Below are 22,063 nucleotides of genomic sequence, written 5' to 3' on the forward strand. Positions count from 1 at the left end.
GGCGAATTAAACAGCAATGGCTATCCTATATATATGAATTCCTTATGATTAATTGAGATAAAGGCGATTCGTATAAACAGACCTTAAACGGCTCGTTTTTTCTTATGACTGCAAAAGGCCTTCCGGATGGCTGTAAGATTGGTCGAAATTTGTGCTATCGCTTGAGGGTGTAATAATCGCAATAAGAATGGGGTTTATTTTTTGTGGCTGGATATTTCGCGGAAACAAAACGTAACAGGTAGTGGTTGTGACGGGGGGAAGGTTTAAAGACGCTGACTTTGCGCTGACGAAAACTGACAATACAGAATAAAATAATGGCCAGCATCTGCTGGCCATTTCAGTCTTATACCGATTAGAAACTGGCGTTACGTGGAGTACGTGGGAACGGGATCACGTCGCGTACGTTCTGAACACCGGTAACGTAGGCAATCAGACGCTCGAAGCCCAGACCAAAACCGGCGTGCGGTACGGTACCGTAACGGCGCAGATCGCGGTACCAGCTGTAGTCAGCGGGGTTGAGCCCCATCTCTTCCATACGCGCGTCCAGCACGTCAAGACGTTCTTCACGCTGAGAGCCACCGATGATTTCACCAATGCCCGGCGCCAGTACGTCCATCGCTGCCACGGTTTTACCGTCTTCGTTAAGGCGCATATAGAAGGCCTTAATGTCTTTCGGGTAGTTTTTAACGACAACCGGCGCTTTGAAATGCTTCTCGGCCAGATAGCGTTCGTGCTCAGACGCCAGGTCAACGCCCCAGTAAACCGGGTTCTCGAACGTCTCACCGCATTTCTCGAGGATCGCCACCGCGTCGGTATAGTCCACCTGCGCAAAGTCGGCAGAGACGAAACGCTCCAGACGCGCTACAGCATCGCTGTCTACGCGTTCTGCGAAGAATTTCATGTCGTCAGGGCGCTCTTCCAGCACCGCTTTGAACACATACTTCAGCATGGCTTCTGCCAGGCCAGCGACATCGTCGAGGTTGGCGAACGCCACTTCAGGCTCCAGCATCCAGAATTCCGCCAGGTGACGGCTGGTGTTGGAGTTTTCGGCGCGGAAGGTTGGGCCAAAGGTGTAGATCTTAGACAGCGCGCAGGCGTACGTTTCGCCGTTGAGCTGACCAGATACCGTCAGGAAGGCTTCTTTACCAAAGAAGTCTTTGTCATAGTCCACTTTACCTTCAGGCGTGCGCGGCAGGTTTTCCATGTCCAGCGTCGAAACGCGGAACATCTCACCGGCACCTTCCGTATCGGACGCGGTGATCAGCGGGGTAGACACCCAGAAGTAACCCTGCTCATCGAAGAAACGATGCAGCGCCTGCGCCAGCGTATGACGCACGCGCGCCACTGCACCAATCAGGTTGGTACGCGGACGCAGGTGGGCGACTTCACGCAGATATTCGATGCTGTGGCGTTTTGCCGCCATCGGATAGGTGTCCGGATCTTCAACCCAGCCGGTGACTTCAATGGCAGAGGCCTGAATTTCGAAGCTCTGGCCCTGACCTGGTGAAGCCACAACCACGCCGGTAACAATGACGGAGCAACCCGTTGTCAGTCGCAGAACGTCATCATTGTAATTGGGCAGAGAATTATTAATGACGGCCTGTACAGGATCAAAGCAGGAACCGTCATAGACGGCGAGGAAGGAGATGCCAGCTTTAGAATCTCGGCGGGTACGCACCCATCCGCGCACGGTGACTTCCTGGTCAACGGCGACACGGCCCTGGAGTACGTCGGCTACAGGCACAACGCTCATAATATTCTCTCTGTTAATAGTCGGAAAAAATAAACACTTGTCCACCCTTATGGGGGGATATCTATGTTACCTGCCATCCGCTATCAGACAAGTAAATTTCGCAGTCAAAAGAGAAGAATTGAGAAATAAATAAGAAGAAGGGAGCCATAAAGGCTCCCGTAAGCGCTTAACTGGCTTTTTTGATCAAGGGGAGGTCGAACGCTTTACGCAATGCGCGGACAAACGCTTTGTCATGGCAGATGGTTTTACCCGGGCTGTCGGAGAGTTTCGCCACCGGCTTGCCGTTACATTCCACCAGTTTGATGACGATATTCAGAGGTTTTACCTGAGGAATATCGCAGGTCAGACGGGTACCAATCCCGAAGCTCAGGTTCACACGGGTATTGAAATGGCGATAGAGGTCGACCGCTTTCGCCAGGTCGAGATTATCCGAGAAGACCAGCACTTTGCTCATCGGGTCAATGCCGAGTTTTTCGTAATGGGCAATGGCTTTCTCGCCCCATTCAACCGGATCCCCGGAGTCGTGCCGTAATCCCTGGTAACGTTCAGCGAACTCGGGACCAAAGTCGCGCAGGAAAGCATCCATCGTAATACAGTCGGTGAGGGCGATCCCGAGCTGATTCGGGTACTCCTCAAGCCATGCGGCCAGTGCCGCGCGCTGGCTGTTAGCCAGATCGGGGCTGATCTGCTGATGCGCCTGGAACCACTCGTGCGCCTGGGTGCCCATTGGCGTCAGGCTGAGGCGTCGTGCCAGATCGTAGTTGCTGGTGCCCACGAACCACGGCTCCTGCTGCAGACGTTTAACGATGGCCTCCTGAACGTCACGCGAGAAACGGCGACGCGTGCCAAAGTCCATCAGGCGGAAGCGGGACATGTCCAGCCCTTCGGTCAGCGTGGAGAAGGCTGCGAGTTTATTTTCCAGCGCGGCAACCGCCTGCTCGACGCCTTTTTCCGGCGAACGGTAGCGGTGAGCCAGTTCACTGATCACCGCCAGAAGCGGCACTTCCCACATGATCACTTCCCGCCACGGACCTTCAAGGCGAATATCCAGCTTGCCGTTATCGTTAACCACGCTGACCTGCTCCGGCTTATAGCGGAAATCGCGCAGCCAGTTCAGGTAGTCGGCTTTGAAGAAAGGCAGGCCAGAAAGCCACTGATATTCCTCGTCCTGCAGCGTTAGATGCTGCATAGCATCGACCTGTTCACGAATGGCGTCTGCGTAGATACCGAGCAAGTCGTCGCCACGACAGCGGAATTCCGCCGCGACGTGAACGTCATAGTAATGGTGGAAAACGGCTTGCTGCATATGCAGTTTATACGCGTCGGTATCCAGCAACGTATGCAGAACTGGAGAAGCGAATTGAGTCATAGGTGCGCAGTAGCATCCTCTCACAGGAGCGTTTAGTACAATAAACAACTCCGGAGTATACCTTGTTTAGTGATTTATTGAACCCCGATCACAACATAAGCGCGTTTTATGGTCGAGGGCATTTTGTGCCCCGTGTTATACAAATGTAGCAAAAAAAGGTTTTGACCCTGAAAAGATGAACATTCTGCATAGCGCGATTTGCGCAACAGGAATATATTGAAACGTTACTCGACAAACGATGCATAAGGTTTTCTATGACACAACAGCCACAAGCCAAATACCGCCACGACTACCGTGCGCCGGATTACCTGATTAGCGAAATCGATCTGACTTTTGACCTGGATGCCACTAAAACCGTTGTCACGGCGGTAAGCCAGGTGACGCGCCATAGCGCAACTGCGGTGCCGCTGCGTCTGGATGGTGAAGACCTGACGCTGGTCTCCCTGCATATTAATGATGAAGCCTGGTCAGACTATAAAGAAGAAAACAACCAGCTGGTCATCGACAACCTGCCGGAACAGTTTACGCTGCGCATCGTGAATGAAATCAGCCCGGCCGCCAACACCGCGCTGGAAGGGCTTTACCAGTCGGGCGTGGCGCTGTGTACCCAGTGTGAAGCGGAAGGGTTCCGCCACATAACCTGGTATCTCGACCGTCCGGACGTCCTGGCGCGCTTCACCACCAAAATCATCGCCGATAAAACCCTGTATCCTTTCCTGCTCTCCAACGGTAACCGCGTAGGCGAAGGCGAGCTGGAGAATGGCCGTCACTGGGTGCAGTGGCAGGATCCCTTCCCGAAACCGTGCTACCTGTTTGCGCTGGTGGCGGGGGACTTCGACGTGCTGCGCGACACCTTCAAAACGCGCTCAGGCCGCGAGGTGGCGCTGGAGCTGTTTGTTGACCGCGGCAACCTTGACCGCGCGCCGTGGGCGATGACCTCCCTCATCAACTCCATGAAGTGGGACGAAGAGCGCTTCGGCCTCGAATATGACCTCGACATCTATATGATCGTCGCCGTCGATTTCTTCAACATGGGCGCAATGGAGAACAAAGGCCTTAACGTCTTTAACTCCAAATACGTGCTGGCGCGTACCGATACCGCAACGGACAAAGACTACCTTGATATCGAACGCGTTATCGGCCACGAATATTTCCACAACTGGACCGGTAACCGCGTCACCTGCCGCGACTGGTTCCAGCTGAGCCTGAAAGAGGGCCTGACCGTCTTCCGCGATCAGGAGTTCAGCTCCGATCTGGGTTCACGCGCGGTGAACCGCATCAACAACGTGCGTACCATGCGTGGCCTGCAGTTTGCGGAAGATGCCAGCCCAATGGCGCACCCGATCCGCCCGGATAAAGTCATCGAGATGAACAACTTCTACACCCTGACGGTGTACGAGAAGGGCGCTGAAATTATCCGCATGATCCACACCCTGCTGGGCGAGGAGAACTTCCAGAAAGGGATGCAGCTATACTTCGAGCGTCATGACGGCAGCGCGGCCACCTGCGACGATTTTGTGCAGGCGATGGAGGATGCCTCTAATGTCGATCTCTCTCACTTCCGCCGCTGGTACAGCCAGGCCGGGACGCCGGTTGTCACCGTCAAAGACGATTACAATCCGGAAACCGAGCAGTACACCCTGACCATCAGCCAGCGCACGCCGCCGACGGCGGAGCAGGAAGAGAAATATCCGCTGCATATTCCGTTCAGCATTGAGCTGTACGATAACGAAGGCAAAGTCATCCCGCTCCAGAAGGGCGGCCACCCGGTACACCACGTGCTGAACGTGACTCAGGCCGAGCAGACCTTTATCTTCGATAACGTCTACTTCCAGCCGGTGCCTGCGCTGCTGTGTGAATTCTCCGCGCCGGTGAAGCTGGAATACAAGTGGAGCGATCAGCAGCTGACGTTCCTGATGCGTCACGCGCGTAACGACTTCTCCCGCTGGGACGCGGCGCAAAGCCTGCTGGCGACCTACATCAAGCTCAACGTAAACCGCCATCAGCAGGGCCAGCCGCTGTCGCTGCCTGTCCATGTGGCTGACGCGTTCCGCGCGATCCTGCTGGATGAGAAGATTGACCCGGCCCTGGCCGCTGAAATTCTGACCCTGCCGTCAGCGACTGAAATCGCCGAGCTGTTTGACATCATCGACCCGATTGCCATCGTGGCGGTGCGTGAAGCGTTGAGCCGTACGCTGGCTGCAGAGCTAGCCGATGAGTTCCTGGCTATATATAACGCCAATAAGCTTGATGCTTATCGCGTTGAGCACGCGGACATTGGCAAACGTTCTCTGCGCAATACCTGCCTGCGCTATCTGGCGTTTGGTGAAACCGAGCTGGCGAACACTCTGGTGAGCAAGCAGTACCACGAAGCGGATAACATGACCGACGCCCTGGCCGCGCTGGGCGCAAGCGTTGCCGCCGAACTGCCGTGCCGTGATGCGTTAATGCAGGAGTACGACGACAAGTGGCATCAGGATGGCCTGGTGATGGACAAATGGTTCATCCTGCAGGCGACCAGCCCGGCGGCCGATGCGCTCAGCAACGTGCGCAGCCTGCTGAAGCATCGCTCCTTTACCCTGAGCAACCCAAACCGCGTGCGTTCTCTGATTGGCGCGTTTGCCAGCAGCAACCCGGCCGCGTTCCACGCCGAAGACGGCAGCGGGTATCAGTTCATGGTGGAAATGCTGACCGAGCTGAACAGCCGTAACCCGCAGGTGGCGTCGCGCCTGATTGAGCCGCTGATCCGTTTGAAACGCTACGATGCGAAGCGTCAGGCGAAGATGCGTGCCGCGCTTGAGCAGCTGAAAGGGCTGGAGAACCTGTCTGGCGATCTGTACGAGAAGATTGCTAAAGCCTTAGCGTAATAAAAAATTGCCCGGTGGGCAGGTAAAAGCAAAACGGCAACCTCGGTTGCCGTTTTTAGTGTTTTCTCCCCGTGGGAGAGGGCCGGGGTGAGGGCATCAGGCATTAGCCTTGGCTCGCTGTAACTCCGTCCCCCCGCGCTTCATCACCCGATCCAATACCTCAGCTTCCAGCTCCGCCAGCCTTGCCGAGCCCACGCGGCGAGGGCGCGGAAGATCCACCGTCAGATCCAGACCTATTTTCCCGTCCTCAATTAGCAGCACCCGGTCAGCCATCGCGACGGCCTCGCTCACGTCATGCGTCACCAGCAGTACCGTAAAGCCGTGCGCCTGCCACAGTGAGCCAATCAAATCCTGCATTTCGATCCGCGTCAGGGCGTCGAGCGCGCCGAGCGGTTCATCAAGCAACAGCAGGCCCGGACGGTGAATCAACGCCCGCGCCAGCGCCACGCGCTGCTTCTGCCCACCCGAGAGGGCGGCAGGCCATTCACCCGCACGATTTTCCAGCCCAACGGCGGCCAGCGCCTGGCGGGCTTCATCCCGCCAGCTGCCCTTCAGACCGAGCCCCACATTGTCGATAACCGTTTTCCACGGCAGCAGGCGTGCATCCTGAAACATCATGCGGGTATCGTCCTGAATATTCGAAAGTGGCGTCGTTCCTGCCAGAATGTCACCGCCGTTGGGGGATTCCAGTCCGGCCAGAAGCCGTAGCAGGGTACTCTTGCCGCCGCCGCTGCGCCCGACAACGGCCACAAATTGTCCGGCGGGAATATGCAGATCCAGCCCGTTAAGAATGGTGTTTTCGCCGTAGCGTTTGGTCACGCCGTTCAGCAGTAACGGCGTTCCCTGGTTCAGTCGTGCAGTGTTCATGCTTTCGCCTCCTGAAGGGTATAGGCCGGGTTCCAGCGCAGCCAGCTGCGCTCCAGCCACTGGGCGCTGACGTCGGCGAGCTTGCCGAGCAGGGCATACAGAATGATGGCAACCACCACCACGTCCGTTTGCAGGAATTCGCGGGCGTTCATTGCCAGGTAGCCTATGCCTGAGTTGGCCGAGATGGTCTCCGCCACAATCAGCGTCAGCCACATCAGGCCGAGCGCAAAACGCACCCCGACCATAATGGAGGGCAGGGCGCCCGGCAGAATCACGTGAATAAAGAGGGAAAAACCCGATAAGCCGTAGCTGCGCGCCATCTCCACCAGACCGCGATCGATATTGCGGATGCCGTGCCAGGTGTTGATGTAGATCGGGAACAGTGTGCCCAGCGCTACGAGGAAGATCTTGGCGCTCTCATCAATCCCAAACCACAGGATAACCAGCGGGATCAGCGCCAGATGCGGCACGTTGCGCAGCATCTGAATGGAGGTATCCAGCAGCCGCTCGCCCCAGCGGGAAAGGCCGCTGATCAAGCCCAGAACCAGACCGATGCTGGCGCCGATGGAAAACCCAATCACGGCGCGCCAGGAGCTGATCGCCAGATGCTGCCACAGCTCGCCGCTCACGCTCAGCGACCAGAACGCTTCTACGACGCCCTCCGGAGAGGGCAGAATGCGGCTCGACAGCCAGCCGGTGGACGACGCGAGCTGCCAGAGAGCCACAATGCCGACGGGTAAAAACCACGGCGCGGCGCGCAGCAGCCATTTTTGGGAGGTGGCAGACATAGTCACTCCTTAGCTCTGTGCGGCTTTGCGTGGAATAAACTCGTTCGCCACGGCTTCGCCCTGAAGCTGAAGCTGCTGCGGCTGCGGGATCTCCGGGATGGCGACATCCAGATGCGGGAATAACAGCTCGCCCACCTTGTACGCCTCTTCCAGATGCGGATAACCGGAGAGAATAAAGCTGTCGATACCCAGGTCTGCGTATTCATTAATCCGGGCGGCTACGGTCGGTCCGTCGCCGACCAGCGCCGTGCCCGCACCGCCGCGCACCAGGCCAACGCCCGCCCACAGGTTCGGGCTGATCTCCAGGTTCTCGCGCTTGCCGTTGTGCAGGGACGCCATTCGGTGCTGTCCGACGGAGTCGGTTTTCGCAAACGCGGCCTGCGCCCTGGCGATGGTCTCATCGTCCAGGTGGGAGATCAGGCGGTCAGCGGCCTGCCAGGCTTCTTCATTGGTTTCACGCACGATCACGTGCAGGCGAATACCGAAGCGCACCTTGCGGCCATGGGCGGCCGCCTTAGCGCGTACCTGGGCAATTTTTTCTTTCACCAGCTCAGGCGGTTCGCCCCAGGTCAGATAGAGATCGACCTGCTCTGCCGCCAGATCCTGGGCTACATCCGACGATCCGCCAAAATAGAGCGGCGGTCGCGGCTGCTGCACCGGCGGGAAGTAGAGCTTCGCGTCACGAACGTGAATATGCTTGCCTTCAAAGGTGACGGTTTCACCTTCCAGCAGACGTCGCCAGACGCGGGTGAACTCGGCGGAGGCTTCGTAGCGCTCGGTATGGTCGAGGAACACCCCATCGCCCGCCAGCTCCTGCGGATCGCTGCCCGTCACCAGGTTAAACAGGGCGCGACCGTTGGACAGCCTGTCCAGCGTTGCCGCCTGACGCGCCGCCACGGTGGGGGAGACCACGCTCGGGCGTAAGGCAACCAGGAACTTCAGACGCTGGGTGACCGGGATCATCGACGCGGCGACCAGCCAGGCATCTTCACATGAACGTCCGGTCGGGATCAGCACCCCGGTGAAACCGATTCGGTCCGCCGCCTGCGCAATCTGCTGCAGGTAGCCGTGGTCAACCGGGCGCGAGCCCTCTTCTGTACCAAGATAGTGTCCATCACCGTGGGTGGGTAAAAACCAGAAAAGATTCAGACTCATGATTTAGCTCCTTCTTTGCCTGCGGGCTGCCAGATGCGTTCGCGAATAGTGACCTGTTTTGGCACCAGGTGGTTTTGATAGAAAAGGTCAGCCGTTTGTTGCTGAAGCGCGGCGACGTGCGCGTCCACGGGCGTAATGGTGGTCGGCGGACGGTGGTTGAGATAGCTCGCGATCACCGGCTCAGGTAAGCCCATGGTTTTCGCCAGCAGGGCAATGCTCTGCTGACGCTGGGTCTGGGTCAGCGCGTCGGCCTGAGTAAAGGTATCCAGTACGCCCTGGATAAATGCGCCGTTCTTTTCCGCATAAGGACGCGCGGCCAGATAGAACGAGCCGGTCTGCTTCAGCGTGGTACCGTCTTTCAGCACGCGAACGCCGCCCTGCAGCAATGCGGCGGAGTAGTACGGATCCCAGATGGCCCAGGCATCAACGTTCTTCTGCTGGAACGCGGCGCGCGCGTCGGCAGGCGTCAGGTAAACGGGCTGAATGTCAGTGAACTTCAGCCCGGCTTCCTGCAGGGCACGCAGCAGCAGGTTGTGCGAGCTGGAACCTTTCTGGAAAGCCACTTTATGCCCTTTGAGGTCGGCGACGCTTTTAATGTCGCTGTTTTCAGGCACCAGGATCACTTCGGCCTTCGGTTTGGGCGGCTCAACGCCAACATAGACGAGGTCCGCTCCCGCCGCCTGGGCGAATATCGGCGGAATATCACCCGTGCTGCCGAGATCGATACTGCCGACGTTCAGGGCCTCCAGCATCTGCGGGCCAGCCGGGAACTCCACCCAGGAGAATTTGGTGTCCGGGAAGCGTTTTTCCAGAAGCTGATGGCTTTTCGCCAGCACCATGCTGACGCTACCTTTCTGATAGCCAATGCGTAAACTTTCCGGAGCCGTTTCTGCTGCATGGGCCAGCGAGGTAAGCGCCATCAGACCTGCCAGGCCGATGCGGGTTAACGTTTTAAACATGTGCGACTCCTTGAGGCTGACCAAACGCCGGCGCCTGGATATCCCGGCGGTGCAGAGCATGCCAGAAGGTTTCCAGGGCAGTATCGAGGCGGGTTTGCAGGTTCGGCGTAAAATGAGGTTTATGTTGATAATCGATAACCTGGGAGTCATCTGCGAAAACGCCGTGGAGGATCTCCTGCGCTTTCAGCGCGTTCAGCACCGGCTTCAGGGCATAATCCACGGCCAGTAAATGGGCAACCGTACCGCCCGTTGCCAGCGGCAGCACGACTTTGCCGTCCAGGGCGCGCTCCGGAAGCAGATCGAGCAGGGTTTTCAGCGCCCCGGAAAAAGAGGCTTTATAAATAGGTGTTGCCACAATTAAGCCGTCAGCGCCGTTAAGCTGCTCGATGAGCGTTTTTAGCGCTGGGCTGTCGAAGCGGGCGTAGAGCAGATCTTCAGGTTCGAAGTTATGCAGGTTCCAGTGGCACACTTCCACATCCAGGGCATTGAGTTTTTCGCGGGCATATTCCAGCAGGGCGCTGGAGCGCGAAGGGAATCGTGGACTTCCGGCCAGGGTAATGACGCGCATACTTCCTCCTTATAACCAATTGTTTGCTTTTATCTAACATTCATAACAATTTTCAGGAGTGTGACACCGTGCGGTTATTCCACTAAATGATTTATCTGCAATTAAAATGCGAAAAAGTGCATAAGAAATAGACTGGGAGGTAAACGATTGCGTTTTACGCTGATTTTTTGCCGCAGGTCAATTCCCTTTCGCGCGTGGATCGCCCATAATCCCCTCCCGGTTTGCACACCGGGAATCCAGGAGAGTTCATGTACTACCCCTTCGTTCGTAAAGCCCTTTTCCAGCTCGACCCTGAGCGCGCTCATGAATTTACATTCCAGCAATTACGTCGTATTACCGGAACGCCGCTGGCCGCTCTGGTGCGTCAGAATGTGCCGGAAAAACCTGTGCAGTGCATGGGTCTGACCTTTAAGAATCCGCTGGGTCTGGCGGCCGGTCTGGACAAAAATGGCGAGTGCATTGATGCCCTGGGCGCGATGGGCTTTGGCTCCATTGAAATCGGTACCGTCACGCCGCGCCCGCAGCCGGGAAATGACAAGCCGCGCCTGTTCCGCCTGGTTGAAGCCGAAGGGCTGATCAACCGCATGGGCTTTAATAACCTCGGTGTTGATCACCTGGTTGAGAACGTAAAAAAAGCCCATTTTGACGGAATATTAGGCATCAATATCGGTAAAAATAAAGACACGCCGGTAGAGCAGGGTAAAGATGACTATCTGATTTGTATGGAAAAAGTCTACGCCTATGCCGGTTATATCGCGGTGAATATTTCTTCACCCAATACTCCGGGTCTGCGTTCCTTACAATATGGCGAAGCGCTGGACGATCTTCTGAGTGCCATTAAAAATAAACAAAATGAACTCCAGACGATCCACCATAAATATGTTCCGGTCGCGGTTAAGATCGCCCCGGATCTTTCTCCTGAAGAATTGATCCAGGTTGCCGACAGTTTGGTTCGCCATAATATTGATGGTGTTATTGCGACCAATACCACCCTCGATCGTTCCCTCGTGCAGGGAATGAAAAACTGTGACGAAGCGGGTGGGTTAAGTGGACGTCCGGTGCAATTAAAAAGCACCGAAATTATTCGCGCCCTGTCTGCAGAATTAAAAGGACGTCTGCCGATTATTGGCGTCGGCGGCATTGACTCAGTGATTGCTGCGCGCGAGAAGATGGCGGCAGGTGCGTCACTGGTGCAAATCTATTCCGGCTTTATTTTTAAAGGACCGCCGCTGATTAAAGAAATCGTTACTCATATCTAATCTTTTCTCTTAATCAGACAACCAGGGCTTTATTTCCAGCCCTGGTTGTTTTATATTCCGTCACTGTTGCTTATTTAGTCATTATAGTCTTTTATTAATGGTGTTATAAACGAGGCGGCAAACAGGACATTTTTAGTACAGGACGTTTGGGGACGGGAGAGACACATGCGAATTAAACCTGACGATAACTGGCGCTGGTATTTTTGCGACGAGCATGACCGAATGATGCTCGATTTAGCCAATGGCATGTTGTTTCGTTCTCGTTTTGCCCGCCGAATGTTAACCCCGGATGCATTTTCCCCGTCGGGCTTTTGCGTTGACGATGCGGCGCTTTATTTCTCCTTTGAAGAAAAATGCCGCGATCTGGTGCTCTCTAAAGAGCAGCGTGCAGAGCTGGTATTAAATGCGCTGGTGGCTATCCGCTTCCTGAAACCGCAAATGCCAAAAAGCTGGCATTTTCTTGCGCATGGTATGAGCTGGACCCCGGCAACGGGTGACGCGGCCAGCGTCAATCTGAGCGATACCGCAGAAGAGGTGAGCCTGCTGGTGGTTGAGCCAGGCGAAAATGCTGCGCTCTGCCTGCTGGCGCAGCCCGGCGTAACGATTGCCGGGCGGACGATGCAGCTTGGCGATGCCATTAAAGTGATGAACGACAGGCTGAAGCCGCAGCTGCGCGTAGATTCCTTCAGCCTTGAACAGGCGGTTTAAGCTTCCAGCTGTACGGACGTTTTCGGTATGCAGCTACAGCACAGAATTGTGCCGTCATTTCCAATTGCCGATTTTTTCAGCGCACTGACCTCTCCATCCACCAGCCTGATGCGGCAGCATCCGCAAATGCCTGCGCGACAGGAATAGGGTACGCGAATGCCTGCCTGCTCCAGTTGCTCAAGCAATACCTGCTGGTTGTTGCCACGGATGACGTTGCCCTGCCAGTGAATATCTACCGCAGAGGCGACATTTGTCACAACGTCGACCATTTCTTCTTCCTGACCTGAGCCGTACGCTTTTGCAGGCCCTCGGGCAAGAATTTCTACCTCATCACCGACGCGGATTGCGCCGCTGGAGCGCGGGATCAGGTTCTGGCCGAAATCCACATCGCCGTTATCCTGTGCGGTTCGGAACGACTGCAGCGTCTTCAGCGGTTCGCCGGAAGGGTGCTTCTGGCCTTTCTCAGGGCTCACCGTGGTGAAAATGCAGCGGCTGCAGGGTTTTACGACATCAAAGATGACGCTGCCGATGCGGATCACTTTCCAGGTGTCTTCTTCCCAGGCGTCGGCACCCGTAACCACCAGGTTCGGACGGAACTGTTCCATCTGAACGCTGGCCTTGCAGCGGCCTTGTAAATCACGCAGCGAGGCTTCGTTAGTCAGCAGGAATGGGAAACCATCGGCGAAGGAGAGGGGAACGGCGTCGTGGCGCTTCACGCGACGCGTCGGTTCAGGACCTACCCAGCGCAGCTGCACGTCGCGGGAGAAGAAACCGCTCAGCCAGCGGTTAATCTCATCCGGGGCGATGCGCGCGGTAAAATGATTGCCCCACACTTCCGTTGGCGCATCGACAGGCGCAAAATCAGCAAAGCGAATGACCGCGCTGGAACCGTCCGGCGCGGTAAGGTGCAAACCGTCATGAAGCGGGGAAGGGGTAAAGCGAACCATCTGCGGGAACTGGCGTGCGGTGATGAACGTGCCGTCAGGCTCGGTGACCATAAAAATACGATCGAAGGCGAATCCGCTCATGTCGGCCAGCGCGTGAGAGACGCCGATGCCGCGCATGGATTTCACCGGATGAATAAAAAGCCTGGATAACGTCGCCACTGCACACTCCCACAAATGAAAATAAGCCTTCAACTTTATGACATACACGCCATATTAGCTATAATGCGCGACAATTTTCTAAGAGTAAAAGTGACGATATGAATTCTCTGTTTGCCAGTACGGCCCGTGGGCTGGAAGAGCTGTTAAAAACTGAACTGGAAAGCCTGGGCGCGCAAGAGTGCCAGGTGGTTCAGGGTGGTGTCCATTTTGAGGGCGACACGCGGCTTATTTACCAGAGCCTGATGTGGAGCCGTCTGGCGTCGCGCATCATGCTGCCGATGAAGGAGTGCAAGGTCTATAGCGACCTGGACCTCTATACCGGCGTACAGATGATCGACTGGACAGAGATCTTCACGCCTAATGCCACCTTTGCGGTGCATTTCAACGGCGTGAACGACGAGATCCGCAACAGCCAGTACGGTGCCCTGCGCGTCAAAGACGCCATTGTGGACTGCTTCACGCGTAAAAATAAGGAACGTCCGAACGTCGATCGCGAAAATCCGGATCTGCGTATTAACGTCTGGCTCAACGGTGACACGGCGAGTATTTCTCTCGATCTGAGCGGCGCGGGCCTGCACCTGCGCGGCTACCGCGATCGTACCGGTATGGCGCCAATTAAAGAAACCCTGGCTGCCGCTATTGTGATGCGCTCCGGCTGGCAGCCGGGCACGCCGCTGCTCGATCCGATGTGTGGTTCCGGTACGTTGCTGATTGAAGCGGCCATGCTGGCAACCGATCGCGCGCCGGGCCTGCATCGCGGTCACTGGGGCTTTAAAGGCTGGGCCCAGCACGACGAAGCGCTCTGGAAAGAGGTCAAAGACGACGCGCAGACCCGCGCGCGTAAAGGTCTGGCGGAGTACACCTCCCACTTCTACGGTTCGGACAGCGACCCGCGCGTAATCGAACGCGCGCGCAGCAACGCCCGTCGCGCCGGTATCGGCGAGCTGGTCACCTTCGAGGTGAAAGACGTGGCGAATCTGACCAACCCGCTGCCAAAAGGCCCGTACGGTACCGTGATCAGCAACCCGCCATACGGCGAGCGTCTGGACAGCGAGCCGGCGCTGATTGCCCTGCACAGCCTGCTGGGCCGCAATATGAAGGACTACTTCGGCGGCTGGAATCTGTCGCTATTTAGCGCCTCGCCGGAGCTGCTGAGCTGCCTGCAGCTGCGTGCCGATCGCCAGTTTAAGGCGAAAAACGGCCCGCTGGACTGCGTGCAGAAAAACTACCATCTGGCGGAGAAAGCGGCGGACAGCAAGCCATCCGGCGTGGCGGAAGATTACGCCAACCGCCTGCGCAAGAACCTGAAAAAATATGAAAAGTGGGCGAAGCAGGAAGGGATTGAATGCTACCGCCTGTACGACGCCGACCTGCCGGAGTACAACGTGGCGGTTGACCGCTACGCGGACTGGGTGGTGATTCAGGAATATGCGCCACCGAAAACCATTGATGCGCAAAAAGCGCGTCAGCGCATGCTGGACGTTATCGCGGCCACCATCGCCGTGCTCGGCATTGCGCCAAACAAGCTGGTGCTGAAAACCCGCGAGCGTCAGAAAGGGAAAAATCAGTACCAGAAGATGGGCGAGAAGGGTGACTTTATCGAAGTGGGCGAATACAACGCTCGCCTGTGGGTGAACCTGACCGACTATCTGGATACCGGCCTGTTCCTCGACCACCGTATCGCCCGTCGCATGCTGGGTCAGATGAGCAAGGGCAAAGATTTCCTCAACCTGTTCTCCTATACCGGCAGCGCGAGCGTGCATGCGGGTCTGGGCGGTGCGCTAAGCACCACCACGGTGGATATGTCCCGCACCTATCTGGAGTGGGCGGAGCGCAACCTGCGTCTTAACGGGCTGACCGGACGTCAGCACCGACTGATGCAGGCCGACGTGCTGGGCTGGCTGCGTGATACTGACGAGCAGTTCGATCTGATCTTTATCGATCCACCGACCTTCTCCAACTCCAAGCGTATGGAGGATAGCTTTGACGTTCAACGCGATCACCTGCGCCTGATGACCGACCTGAAGCGCCTGCTGCGCAAGGGCGGCACCATTATGTTCTCGAACAACAAACGCGGCTTCCGTATGGATCATGACGGCTTAGCAGCCCTGGGACTGAAAGCACAAGAAATCAGCCAAAAAACGCTGTCTCAGGACTTTGCCCGTAACCGTCAAATTCATAACTGCTGGTTGATTACCGCGGCCTGAAAGGAAAAATAAATGTCTTTAATTAGTATGCACGGCGCGTGGCTCTCTTTCAGCGACTCGCCGCTTCTCGATAATGCAGAGCTGCATATCGAAGATAACGAGCGCGTCTGTCTGGTGGGCCGTAACGGCGCGGGTAAATCCACGCTGATGAAAATCCTCAACCGTGAACAGGGGCTGGATGACGGCCGCATCGTGTACGAGCAGGATCTGATCGTCTCCCGCCTCCAGCAGGACCCGCCGCGTCACGTGACAGGCAGCGTTTACGATTTCGTAGCGGAAGGCATTTCTGAGCAGGCCGAATACCTGAAGCGCTATCACGAGATTTCGCATCTGGTGATGACCGACCCGAGCGACAAGAACCTCAACGAACTGGCGAAAGTGCAGGAGATGCTCGATCACCACGGTCTGTGGCAGCTCGAAAACCGCATTAACGAGGTTCTGGCCCAGCTTGGTCTGGAACCGGACATGGAGCTGTCGGCGCTCTCCGGCGGCTGGTTGCGTAAAGCGGCGCTGGGCCGCGCGCTGGTCAGCGGGCCGAAGGTGCTGCTGCTGGACGAACCGACGAACCACCTGGATATCGAAGCGATTGACTGGCTGGAAGGCTTCCTGAAAACCTTCAGCGGCACCATCATCTTTATCTCGCACGACCGTTCGTTTATTCGCAACATGGCGACGCGTATTGTCGATCTCGACCGCGGCAAGCTGGTCACCTATCCTGGCGATTACGACACCTATCTGCTTGAGAAAGAAGAAAACCTGCGCGTGGAAGAGCTGCAGAATGCGGAGTTCGACCGCAAGCTGGCGCAGGAAGAGGTGTGGATCCGCCAGGGCATCAAGGCCCGCCGTACCCGTAACGAAGGCCGCGTGCGCGCTCTGAAGGCAATGCGCCGTGAGCGCAGCGAACGCCGTGAAGTGATGGGCAGCGCCAAAATGCAGGTGGAAGAAGCGTCCCGTTCCGGCAAGATTGTCTTCGAAATGGAAAACGTCAACTATCAGGTTGATGGCAAAGTGCTGGTGAAAGATTTCTCCGCCCAGGTGCAGCGCGGCGACAAAATTGCGCTTATCGGCCCGAACGGCTGCGGTAAAACCACGCTGCTGAAGCTGATGCTGGGCCAGCTGCAGGCCGACAGCGGCCGCATTCACTGTGGGACTAAGTTGGAAGTGGCGTACTTCGACCAGCACCGCGCAGAGCTGGATCCGGACCGCACGGTGATGGATAACCTCGCCGAAGGCAAGCAAGAGGTAATGGTAAACGGCAAGCCGCGCCACGTGCTGGGCTATCTGCAGGACTTCCTGTTCCATCCGAAACGTGCGATGACCCCAGTGCGTGCGTTATCTGGCGGAGAGCGTAATCGTCTGCTGCTGGCGCGTCTGTTCCTGAAACCAAGTAACCTGTTGATTCTCGATGAACCAACGAACGACCTGGATGTCGAAACGCTGGAATTGCTCGAAGAATTGATTGACGGTTATCAGGGGACCGTAATGCTGGTCAGCCACGATCGTCAGTTCGTGGATAACACCGTAACCGAGTGCTGGATCTTCGAAGGTGAAGGGCGAATTGGACAATACGTAGGTGGTTATCACGATGCAAAAGGGCAGCAATCGCAGTCTCTGGCGCAGAAACAGTCAAAGTCCAAAATAAGTTCAGAACCTGCTGTAACAAAAGCAGAAACTGTCAAGAAAACCTCGGCTAAACTAAGCTATAACCTGCAGCGTGAACTGGAGGGGCTACCGCAGCGTCTTGAAGAGCTGGAGGCCGCGCTTGAGGATCTGCAAAAACAGGTTGCTGATGCGTCATTCTTTACCCAATCGCATGACTATACTCAGAAAGTACTGGCTGAACTGTCCGCGGCTGAAAAAGCCCTGGAAGAAGCATTTGAGCGCTGGGAGTACCTTGAGTCTCTGAAAAACGGCGCATAGACAGGGATAACATATGTGTGACCAGCACCATGCCGACAGGCATATTTTATGCTCGCAATGCGATATGCTCGTGGCGTTGCCAGAGCTTGGTCACGGACATAAAGCCCTGTGTCCACGTTGCGGCGCAACGTTGACAACCGAGTGGGACGCGCCGCGGCAGCGTCCCACTGCTTACGCTCTGGCAGCATTGTTCATGCTGCTGCTCTCCAATCTCTTCCCTTTCATCTATATGAAGGTGGGAGGGATAACCAGCCAGGTGGATCTGCTTGAAATCCCGGGCGTGATGTTCTCGGAAGATTACGCCAGCCTCGGCACCTTTTTTCTCCTGTTTGTTCAGATAGTCCCGGCTTTTTGCCTGGTCGTTATCCTTTTGCTGGTCAACCGCGTCAGGATGCCCTCATCACTGAAAATCCGGCTTGCGCGTATCCTTTTTCAGCTCAAAAGCTGGGGCATGGCCGAGATCTTTCTGGCGGGCATTCTGGTCAGTTTCGTGAAGCTCATGGCGTACGGCGACGTGGGGATCGGCAGCAGCTTTGTTCCGTGGTGCCTGTACTGTGTCCTGCAGCTGCGTGCCTTCCAGTGCGTGGACAGACGCTGGGCGTGGGATGATATCGCCCCGGCACCGACGCTTGCGCAAACGGTAAAAGTCGGCGTGCCCGGCATTCGTCAGGGGCTGCGTTCCTGCCCGTGCTGTACCGCCGTGCTGCCCGCCGATCTCGACGTTTGTCCGCGCTGCGAAACGAAGGGTCACGTACGCCGTAAAAATAGCCTTCAGTGGACGATGGCCCTGCTGGTCACCTCCATCATGCTGTATCTGCCAGCCAATATTCTACCGATCATGATCACCGATTTGCTCGGCGATAAAATGCCCTCGACGATCCTCGCCGGGGTGATCCTGCTGTGGGGCGAAGGTTCCTATCCTGTCGCCGGCGTGATCTTTATCGCCAGTATTATGGTGCCAACCTTAAAAATGATCGCCATCGCCTGGCTCTGTTGGGATGCGAAGGGGCATGGAAAACGCGACAGCGAGCGCATGCACCTGATTTATGAAGTGGTCGAGTTTGTCGGACGCTGGTCAATGATTGACGTGTTTGTCATCGCCGTTCTCTCTGCACTGGTGCGGATGGGCGGTTTGATGAGTATTTATCCCGCGATGGGGGCTTTAATGTTTGCACTGGTCGTGATTATGACCATGTTTGCGGCCATGACCTTCGACCCTCGTTTATCGTGGGATCGTGAGCCTGAATCAAGCCATGAGGAAGAGTAAGAGCATGGAAAATAAGAGTGGAGAGGCGAAAGTGCAGAAGGTCAAAAACTGGTCGCCGGTGTGGATTTTCCCCATCGTGACCGCGCTGATCGGTGCATGGATCCTGTTTTATCATTACAGCCATCAGGGACCGGAAGTCACGCTGATAACCACCAATGCCGAGGGGATTGAGGGCGGTAAAACGACCATCAAAAGCCGTAGCGTGGATGTGGGCGTGGTCGAAAGCGCAACCCTGACCGACGATTTAACCCATGTGGAGATTAAGGCGCGCCTTAATGCCGGCATGGAAAAACTGCTGCATGGCGATTCCGTTTTCTGGGTGGTTAAACCGCAGGTGGGGCGCGAAGGGATCAGCGGCTTAGGGACGCTGCTCTCTGGAGCCTACATTGAACTGCAGCCCGGCACGAAGGGCAGCCAGCCTGGGCAATATCAGCTTCTCGACTCACCGCCGCTTGCGCCGCCTGATGCCAAGGGTATCCGCGTGATCCTCGACAGCAAAAAAGCGGGCCAGCTTACGGCGGGTGACCCGGTACTGTTCCGCGGCTACCGCGTCGGTTCCGTTGAAACCAGCACCTTCGATGCGCAAAAGCGTACCATCAGCTATCAGCTTTTCATCAATGCGCCAAACGATCGTCTGGTGACCAGCAACGTTCGCTTCTGGAAGGACAGCGGGATCGCGGTCGATCTTACGTCGGCGGGGATGCGCGTAGAAATGGGTTCCTTAACCACGCTGTTTGGCGGCGGGGTGAGCTTTGATGTGCCGGAAGGGCAGGATCTGGGGCAGCCGGTTGCCGAGAAAACGGCGTTCAGACTCTTTGACGATCAGCGAAGCATTCAGGACGCGCTCTATACCGACCACATCGACTTCCTGATGTTCTTCAAGGATTCCGTCCGCGGTCTGCAGCCGGGCGCACCCGTTGAGTTCCGTGGTATTCGTCTTGGTACGGTTGGGCAAGTTCCGTTCTTTGTACCGGGCCTGAGCCAGATGCTGGACGATGATTATCGTATTCCGGTGCTGATCCGCATTGAGCCGGAGCGTCTGCTTAACCAGATTGGCGAGAACCAGGATATCGCGGCGCATATTAACGAACTGATGAACCGTGGTCTGCGCGGGTCGCTGAAAACGGGTAACCTGGTGACCGGCGCGCTGTATGTGGATATGGACTTCTACCCGAAAGCACCGCCGATTACCGGTATTCGTGAATTTGGTGGCTACAAGATCATCCCAACGGTGAGCAGCGGTCTGGCTCAGATCCAGCAGCGTCTGATGGAGACGCTGGATAAGATCAACAATCTGCCACTGAATCCGATGATTGAAGCGGCGACGAACTCGCTGAGCGAAAGCCAGGCAACGATGCGTCGTCTGCAAACCACGCTGGATAACATCAACAAGATCACTGCGAGCCAGAGCATGCAGCAGCTGCCGCAGGATATGCAGAAAACGCTGCGTGAGCTGAACCGCAGCATGCAGGGCTTCCAGCCGGGTTCAGCGGCGTACAATAAGATGGTGGCAGATATGCAGCGTCTTGATCAGGTCTTGCGTGAACTGCAGCCGGTGCTGAAAACGCTCAACGAGAAGAGCAATGCGCTGGTGTTCGAAGCGAAAGATAAAAAGGATCCTGAGCCGAAGAGGGCAAAAGAATGAAAAAGTGGCTATTGATGGTTGGCGCTCTGCTGTTAACGGCGTGCAGTTCAGGGGTAGATAATAAAAGCTACTATCAGCTGCCTGTGGCTACCCACAGTGGTGGGCAAAGCACGGCCAGCCAGGGAAACCGCCAGCTGTGGGTTGAGCAGGTTGCCGTGCCGGATTATCTGGCAGGAAACGGCGTGGTCTATCAGACCAGCGACGTTAAATACGTGATTGCGACGAACAACCTGTGGGCCAGCCCGCTGGATCAGCAGCTGCGCAACACGCTGGTGGCCAATCTGGGCAGCCAGCTTCCGGGCTGGGTTGTCGCGTCGCAGCCGCTGGGTAACGACCAGGATACGCTTAACGTCACGGTAACAGGCTTCCACGGCCGTTATGACGGTGCGGTGGTGATCAGCGGGGAGTGGTTGCTGAACCATCAGGGGCAGCTGATTAAGCGTCCTTTCCATCTGGAGCTGAAGCAGCAGAAAGATGGCTATGATGAAATGGTGAAAGTCCTGGCTCAGGGTTGGGCACAGGAGTCGGCCAGCATCGCAAGGGAAATTTCCCGGCTGCCATAAGTAAAATTCATCATTAAAAACCGCAGTTGGCCTGTTGCTGATTGCGGTTTTTTTTCGTTTTCAGTTCAGTTTGTTACTTGTGCCACGTCACAATTTTTGTACAAATGAACTTCCGGCTAGCTCACAAATATGACACCCGTATGAATTTTGAACATTGACGATGCGACTAATTCGGGGTATTCGTTATCTGTGCCTGTGCATTGAGTGCAGACACTGTTTTCTTTCCACCAGACAAAAGAATGAGGGAAACGAGGCATGAAGAGACAGAAACGAGATCGCCTGGAACGGGCTCATCAACGTGGTTATCAGGCCGGCATCGCTGGACGTTCTAAAGAAATGTGTCCTTATCAGACGATAAATCAAAGGTCACAATGGCTTGGAGGCTGGCGAGAAGCCATCGGCGACAGGGCACTCATAGCCTGATAACGTCTCTTTCAAAAAAGAAACCTCCGCAATGCGGAGGTTTCGCCTTTCTGGGGGGGCCAAAAGCACAATCAGAAAGCTGAAGTATCCTGGAACAGGCCAACTTTCAGGTCGCTTGCGCTATAGATCAGACGACCGTCGACCAGCACTTCGCCATCTGCCAGGCCCATAATCAGGCGGCGGTTAACGATGCGCTTGAAGTGAATACGATAGGTCACTTTCTTCGCTGTAGGCAGAACCTGGCCAGTGAATTTTACTTCGCCCACGCCCAGCGCGCGACCTTTACCTTCGCCGCCCAGCCAGCCCAGATAGAAGCCAACCAGCTGCCACATGGCATCCAGGCCCAGACAGCCAGGCATTACCGGATCGCCAATAAAGTGGCAACCGAAGAACCACAAGTCCGGGTTGATATCGAGTTCTGCTTCTACGTAACCCTTATCGAAGTTGCCGCCGGTTTCGGTCATTTTCACGACACGGTCCATCATCAGCATGTTCGGGGCCGGTAACTGTGGGCCTTTAGCGCCAAACAGTTCACCGCGACCAGAGGCAAGAAGATCTTCTTTTGTATAGGATTCGCGTTTATCTACCATGTTCTCAGTAAGCCTTATTTTAGTGAAGGACGCAGGATAGCTAACACGT

Annotated in this window: 18 protein-coding genes; 9 read left to right on the forward strand and 9 right to left on the reverse strand. The window is 56.1% G+C overall.

Annotation, left to right across the window (positions count from 1 at the left end; genetic code table 11):
* Positions 1 to 352 precede the first annotated feature (352 nt).
* Both asnS and pncB read right to left on the reverse strand, forming a co-directional pair.
* Positions 353 to 1,753: an asparagine--tRNA ligase gene (gene asnS / locus NWV12_RS07250; protein WP_048976866.1), complete on the reverse strand. Its 1,401-nt coding sequence runs from the start codon at positions 1,751 to 1,753 to the stop codon at positions 353 to 355.
* Between the two features lie 166 nt (positions 1,754 to 1,919).
* A complete protein-coding gene (pncB, locus tag NWV12_RS07255) occupies positions 1,920 to 3,122 on the reverse strand; it encodes a nicotinate phosphoribosyltransferase (RefSeq protein ID WP_048979737.1) in 1,203 nt (400 codons plus the stop codon).
* Between the two features lie 254 nt (positions 3,123 to 3,376).
* Between pncB and pepN the strand changes: the two genes are divergently transcribed.
* On the forward strand, positions 3,377 to 5,989 hold the full coding sequence (gene pepN, locus NWV12_RS07260) for an aminopeptidase N (protein ID WP_048979739.1): 2,613 nt from the start codon (positions 3,377 to 3,379) through the stop codon (positions 5,987 to 5,989).
* Between the two features lie 96 nt (positions 5,990 to 6,085).
* On the opposite strand, the gene ssuB is transcribed toward pepN, so the two are convergent.
* Genes ssuB through ssuE form a run of 5 tightly spaced genes read right to left on the reverse strand, consistent with a single transcriptional unit; the run spans position 6,086 to position 10,326 of the window.
* Positions 6,086 to 6,856 (reverse strand): aliphatic sulfonates ABC transporter ATP-binding protein, encoded by a 771-nt coding sequence (ssuB, locus tag NWV12_RS07265; RefSeq protein WP_048979740.1) that lies wholly within the window; start codon positions 6,854 to 6,856, stop codon positions 6,086 to 6,088.
* Positions 6,853 to 7,644: an aliphatic sulfonate ABC transporter permease SsuC gene (ssuC, locus tag NWV12_RS07270; RefSeq protein WP_048979742.1), complete on the reverse strand. Its 792-nt coding sequence runs from the start codon at positions 7,642 to 7,644 to the stop codon at positions 6,853 to 6,855. Before ssuC ends, ssuB begins: the two co-directional genes overlap by 4 nt.
* A gap of 9 nt (positions 7,645 to 7,653) precedes the next feature.
* Positions 7,654 to 8,799 carry an FMNH2-dependent alkanesulfonate monooxygenase gene (gene ssuD / locus NWV12_RS07275; RefSeq protein ID WP_048979743.1) on the reverse strand — a complete coding sequence of 382 codons (1,146 nt, stop codon included), beginning with the start codon at positions 8,797 to 8,799 and terminating at the stop codon, positions 7,654 to 7,656.
* A complete protein-coding gene (locus NWV12_RS07280) occupies positions 8,796 to 9,758 on the reverse strand; it encodes a sulfonate ABC transporter substrate-binding protein (RefSeq protein WP_048979744.1) in 963 nt (320 codons plus the stop codon). The genes ssuD and NWV12_RS07280 overlap by 4 nt, the downstream gene beginning before the upstream one ends.
* On the reverse strand, positions 9,751 to 10,326 hold the full coding sequence (gene ssuE, locus NWV12_RS07285; protein ID WP_023335146.1) for an NADPH-dependent FMN reductase: 576 nt from the start codon (positions 10,324 to 10,326) through the stop codon (positions 9,751 to 9,753). Before ssuE ends, NWV12_RS07280 begins: the two co-directional genes overlap by 8 nt.
* A 248-nt stretch (positions 10,327 to 10,574) precedes the next feature.
* On the opposite strand from ssuE, the gene pyrD reads away from it, so the two are divergent.
* Positions 10,575 to 11,585, forward strand: a complete 1,011-nt coding sequence (gene pyrD, locus NWV12_RS07290) for a quinone-dependent dihydroorotate dehydrogenase (protein ID WP_023311019.1) — start codon at positions 10,575 to 10,577, stop codon at positions 11,583 to 11,585.
* A gap of 165 nt (positions 11,586 to 11,750) precedes the next feature.
* On the forward strand, positions 11,751 to 12,293 hold the full coding sequence (zapC, locus tag NWV12_RS07295; RefSeq protein ID WP_023311020.1) for a cell division protein ZapC: 543 nt from the start codon (positions 11,751 to 11,753) through the stop codon (positions 12,291 to 12,293).
* Here the strand turns inward: zapC and NWV12_RS07300 are convergent.
* Complete coding sequence (locus tag NWV12_RS07300) at positions 12,290 to 13,399, reverse strand: YcbX family protein (protein ID WP_048979745.1); 1,110 nt, start codon at positions 13,397 to 13,399, stop codon at positions 12,290 to 12,292. The two genes, zapC and NWV12_RS07300, sit on opposite strands and share 4 nt — an antisense overlap.
* A 98-nt stretch (positions 13,400 to 13,497) precedes the next feature.
* Here NWV12_RS07300 and rlmKL point away from each other — a divergent pair, with 98 nt between their 5' ends.
* From rlmKL to rmf, 6 genes are all read left to right on the forward strand, one after another.
* Positions 13,498 to 15,606 (forward strand): bifunctional 23S rRNA (guanine(2069)-N(7))-methyltransferase RlmK/23S rRNA (guanine(2445)-N(2))-methyltransferase RlmL, encoded by a 2,109-nt coding sequence (rlmKL, locus tag NWV12_RS07305; RefSeq protein ID WP_048983630.1) that lies wholly within the window; start codon positions 13,498 to 13,500, stop codon positions 15,604 to 15,606.
* Between the two features lie 12 nt (positions 15,607 to 15,618).
* Positions 15,619 to 17,526: an ABC transporter ATP-binding protein gene (locus NWV12_RS07310; protein WP_039261607.1), complete on the forward strand. Its 1,908-nt coding sequence runs from the start codon at positions 15,619 to 15,621 to the stop codon at positions 17,524 to 17,526.
* Positions 17,527 to 17,539: 13 nt separating this feature from the next.
* The gene (pqiA, locus tag NWV12_RS07315; RefSeq protein ID WP_048979354.1) at positions 17,540 to 18,793 is read left to right on the forward strand and encodes a membrane integrity-associated transporter subunit PqiA; all 1,254 of its coding nucleotides are present in this window, start codon (positions 17,540 to 17,542) and stop codon (positions 18,791 to 18,793) included.
* 4 nt (positions 18,794 to 18,797) lie between these two features.
* Positions 18,798 to 20,438, forward strand: a complete 1,641-nt coding sequence (pqiB, locus tag NWV12_RS07320; protein ID WP_048979353.1) for an intermembrane transport protein PqiB — start codon at positions 18,798 to 18,800, stop codon at positions 20,436 to 20,438.
* Positions 20,435 to 21,001 carry a membrane integrity-associated transporter subunit PqiC gene (gene pqiC / locus NWV12_RS07325; protein ID WP_024907767.1) on the forward strand — a complete coding sequence of 189 codons (567 nt, stop codon included), beginning with the start codon at positions 20,435 to 20,437 and terminating at the stop codon, positions 20,999 to 21,001. The genes pqiB and pqiC overlap by 4 nt, the downstream gene beginning before the upstream one ends.
* Positions 21,002 to 21,256: 255 nt before the next feature.
* Positions 21,257 to 21,424, forward strand: coding sequence for a ribosome modulation factor (rmf, locus tag NWV12_RS07330; protein WP_013097261.1), 168 nt, complete (start codon positions 21,257 to 21,259; stop codon positions 21,422 to 21,424).
* Between the two features lie 71 nt (positions 21,425 to 21,495).
* Here the strand turns inward: rmf and fabA are convergent, their stop codons facing one another.
* The gene (gene fabA, locus NWV12_RS07335; protein WP_008499931.1) at positions 21,496 to 22,014 is read right to left on the reverse strand and encodes a 3-hydroxyacyl-[acyl-carrier-protein] dehydratase FabA; all 519 of its coding nucleotides are present in this window, start codon (positions 22,012 to 22,014) and stop codon (positions 21,496 to 21,498) included.
* Between the last annotated feature and the right edge of the window lie 49 nt (positions 22,015 to 22,063).

It is taken from the genome of Enterobacter sp. Crenshaw (assembly GCF_024734705.1).
Taxonomy (GTDB): domain Bacteria; phylum Pseudomonadota; class Gammaproteobacteria; order Enterobacterales; family Enterobacteriaceae; genus Enterobacter; species Enterobacter asburiae_B.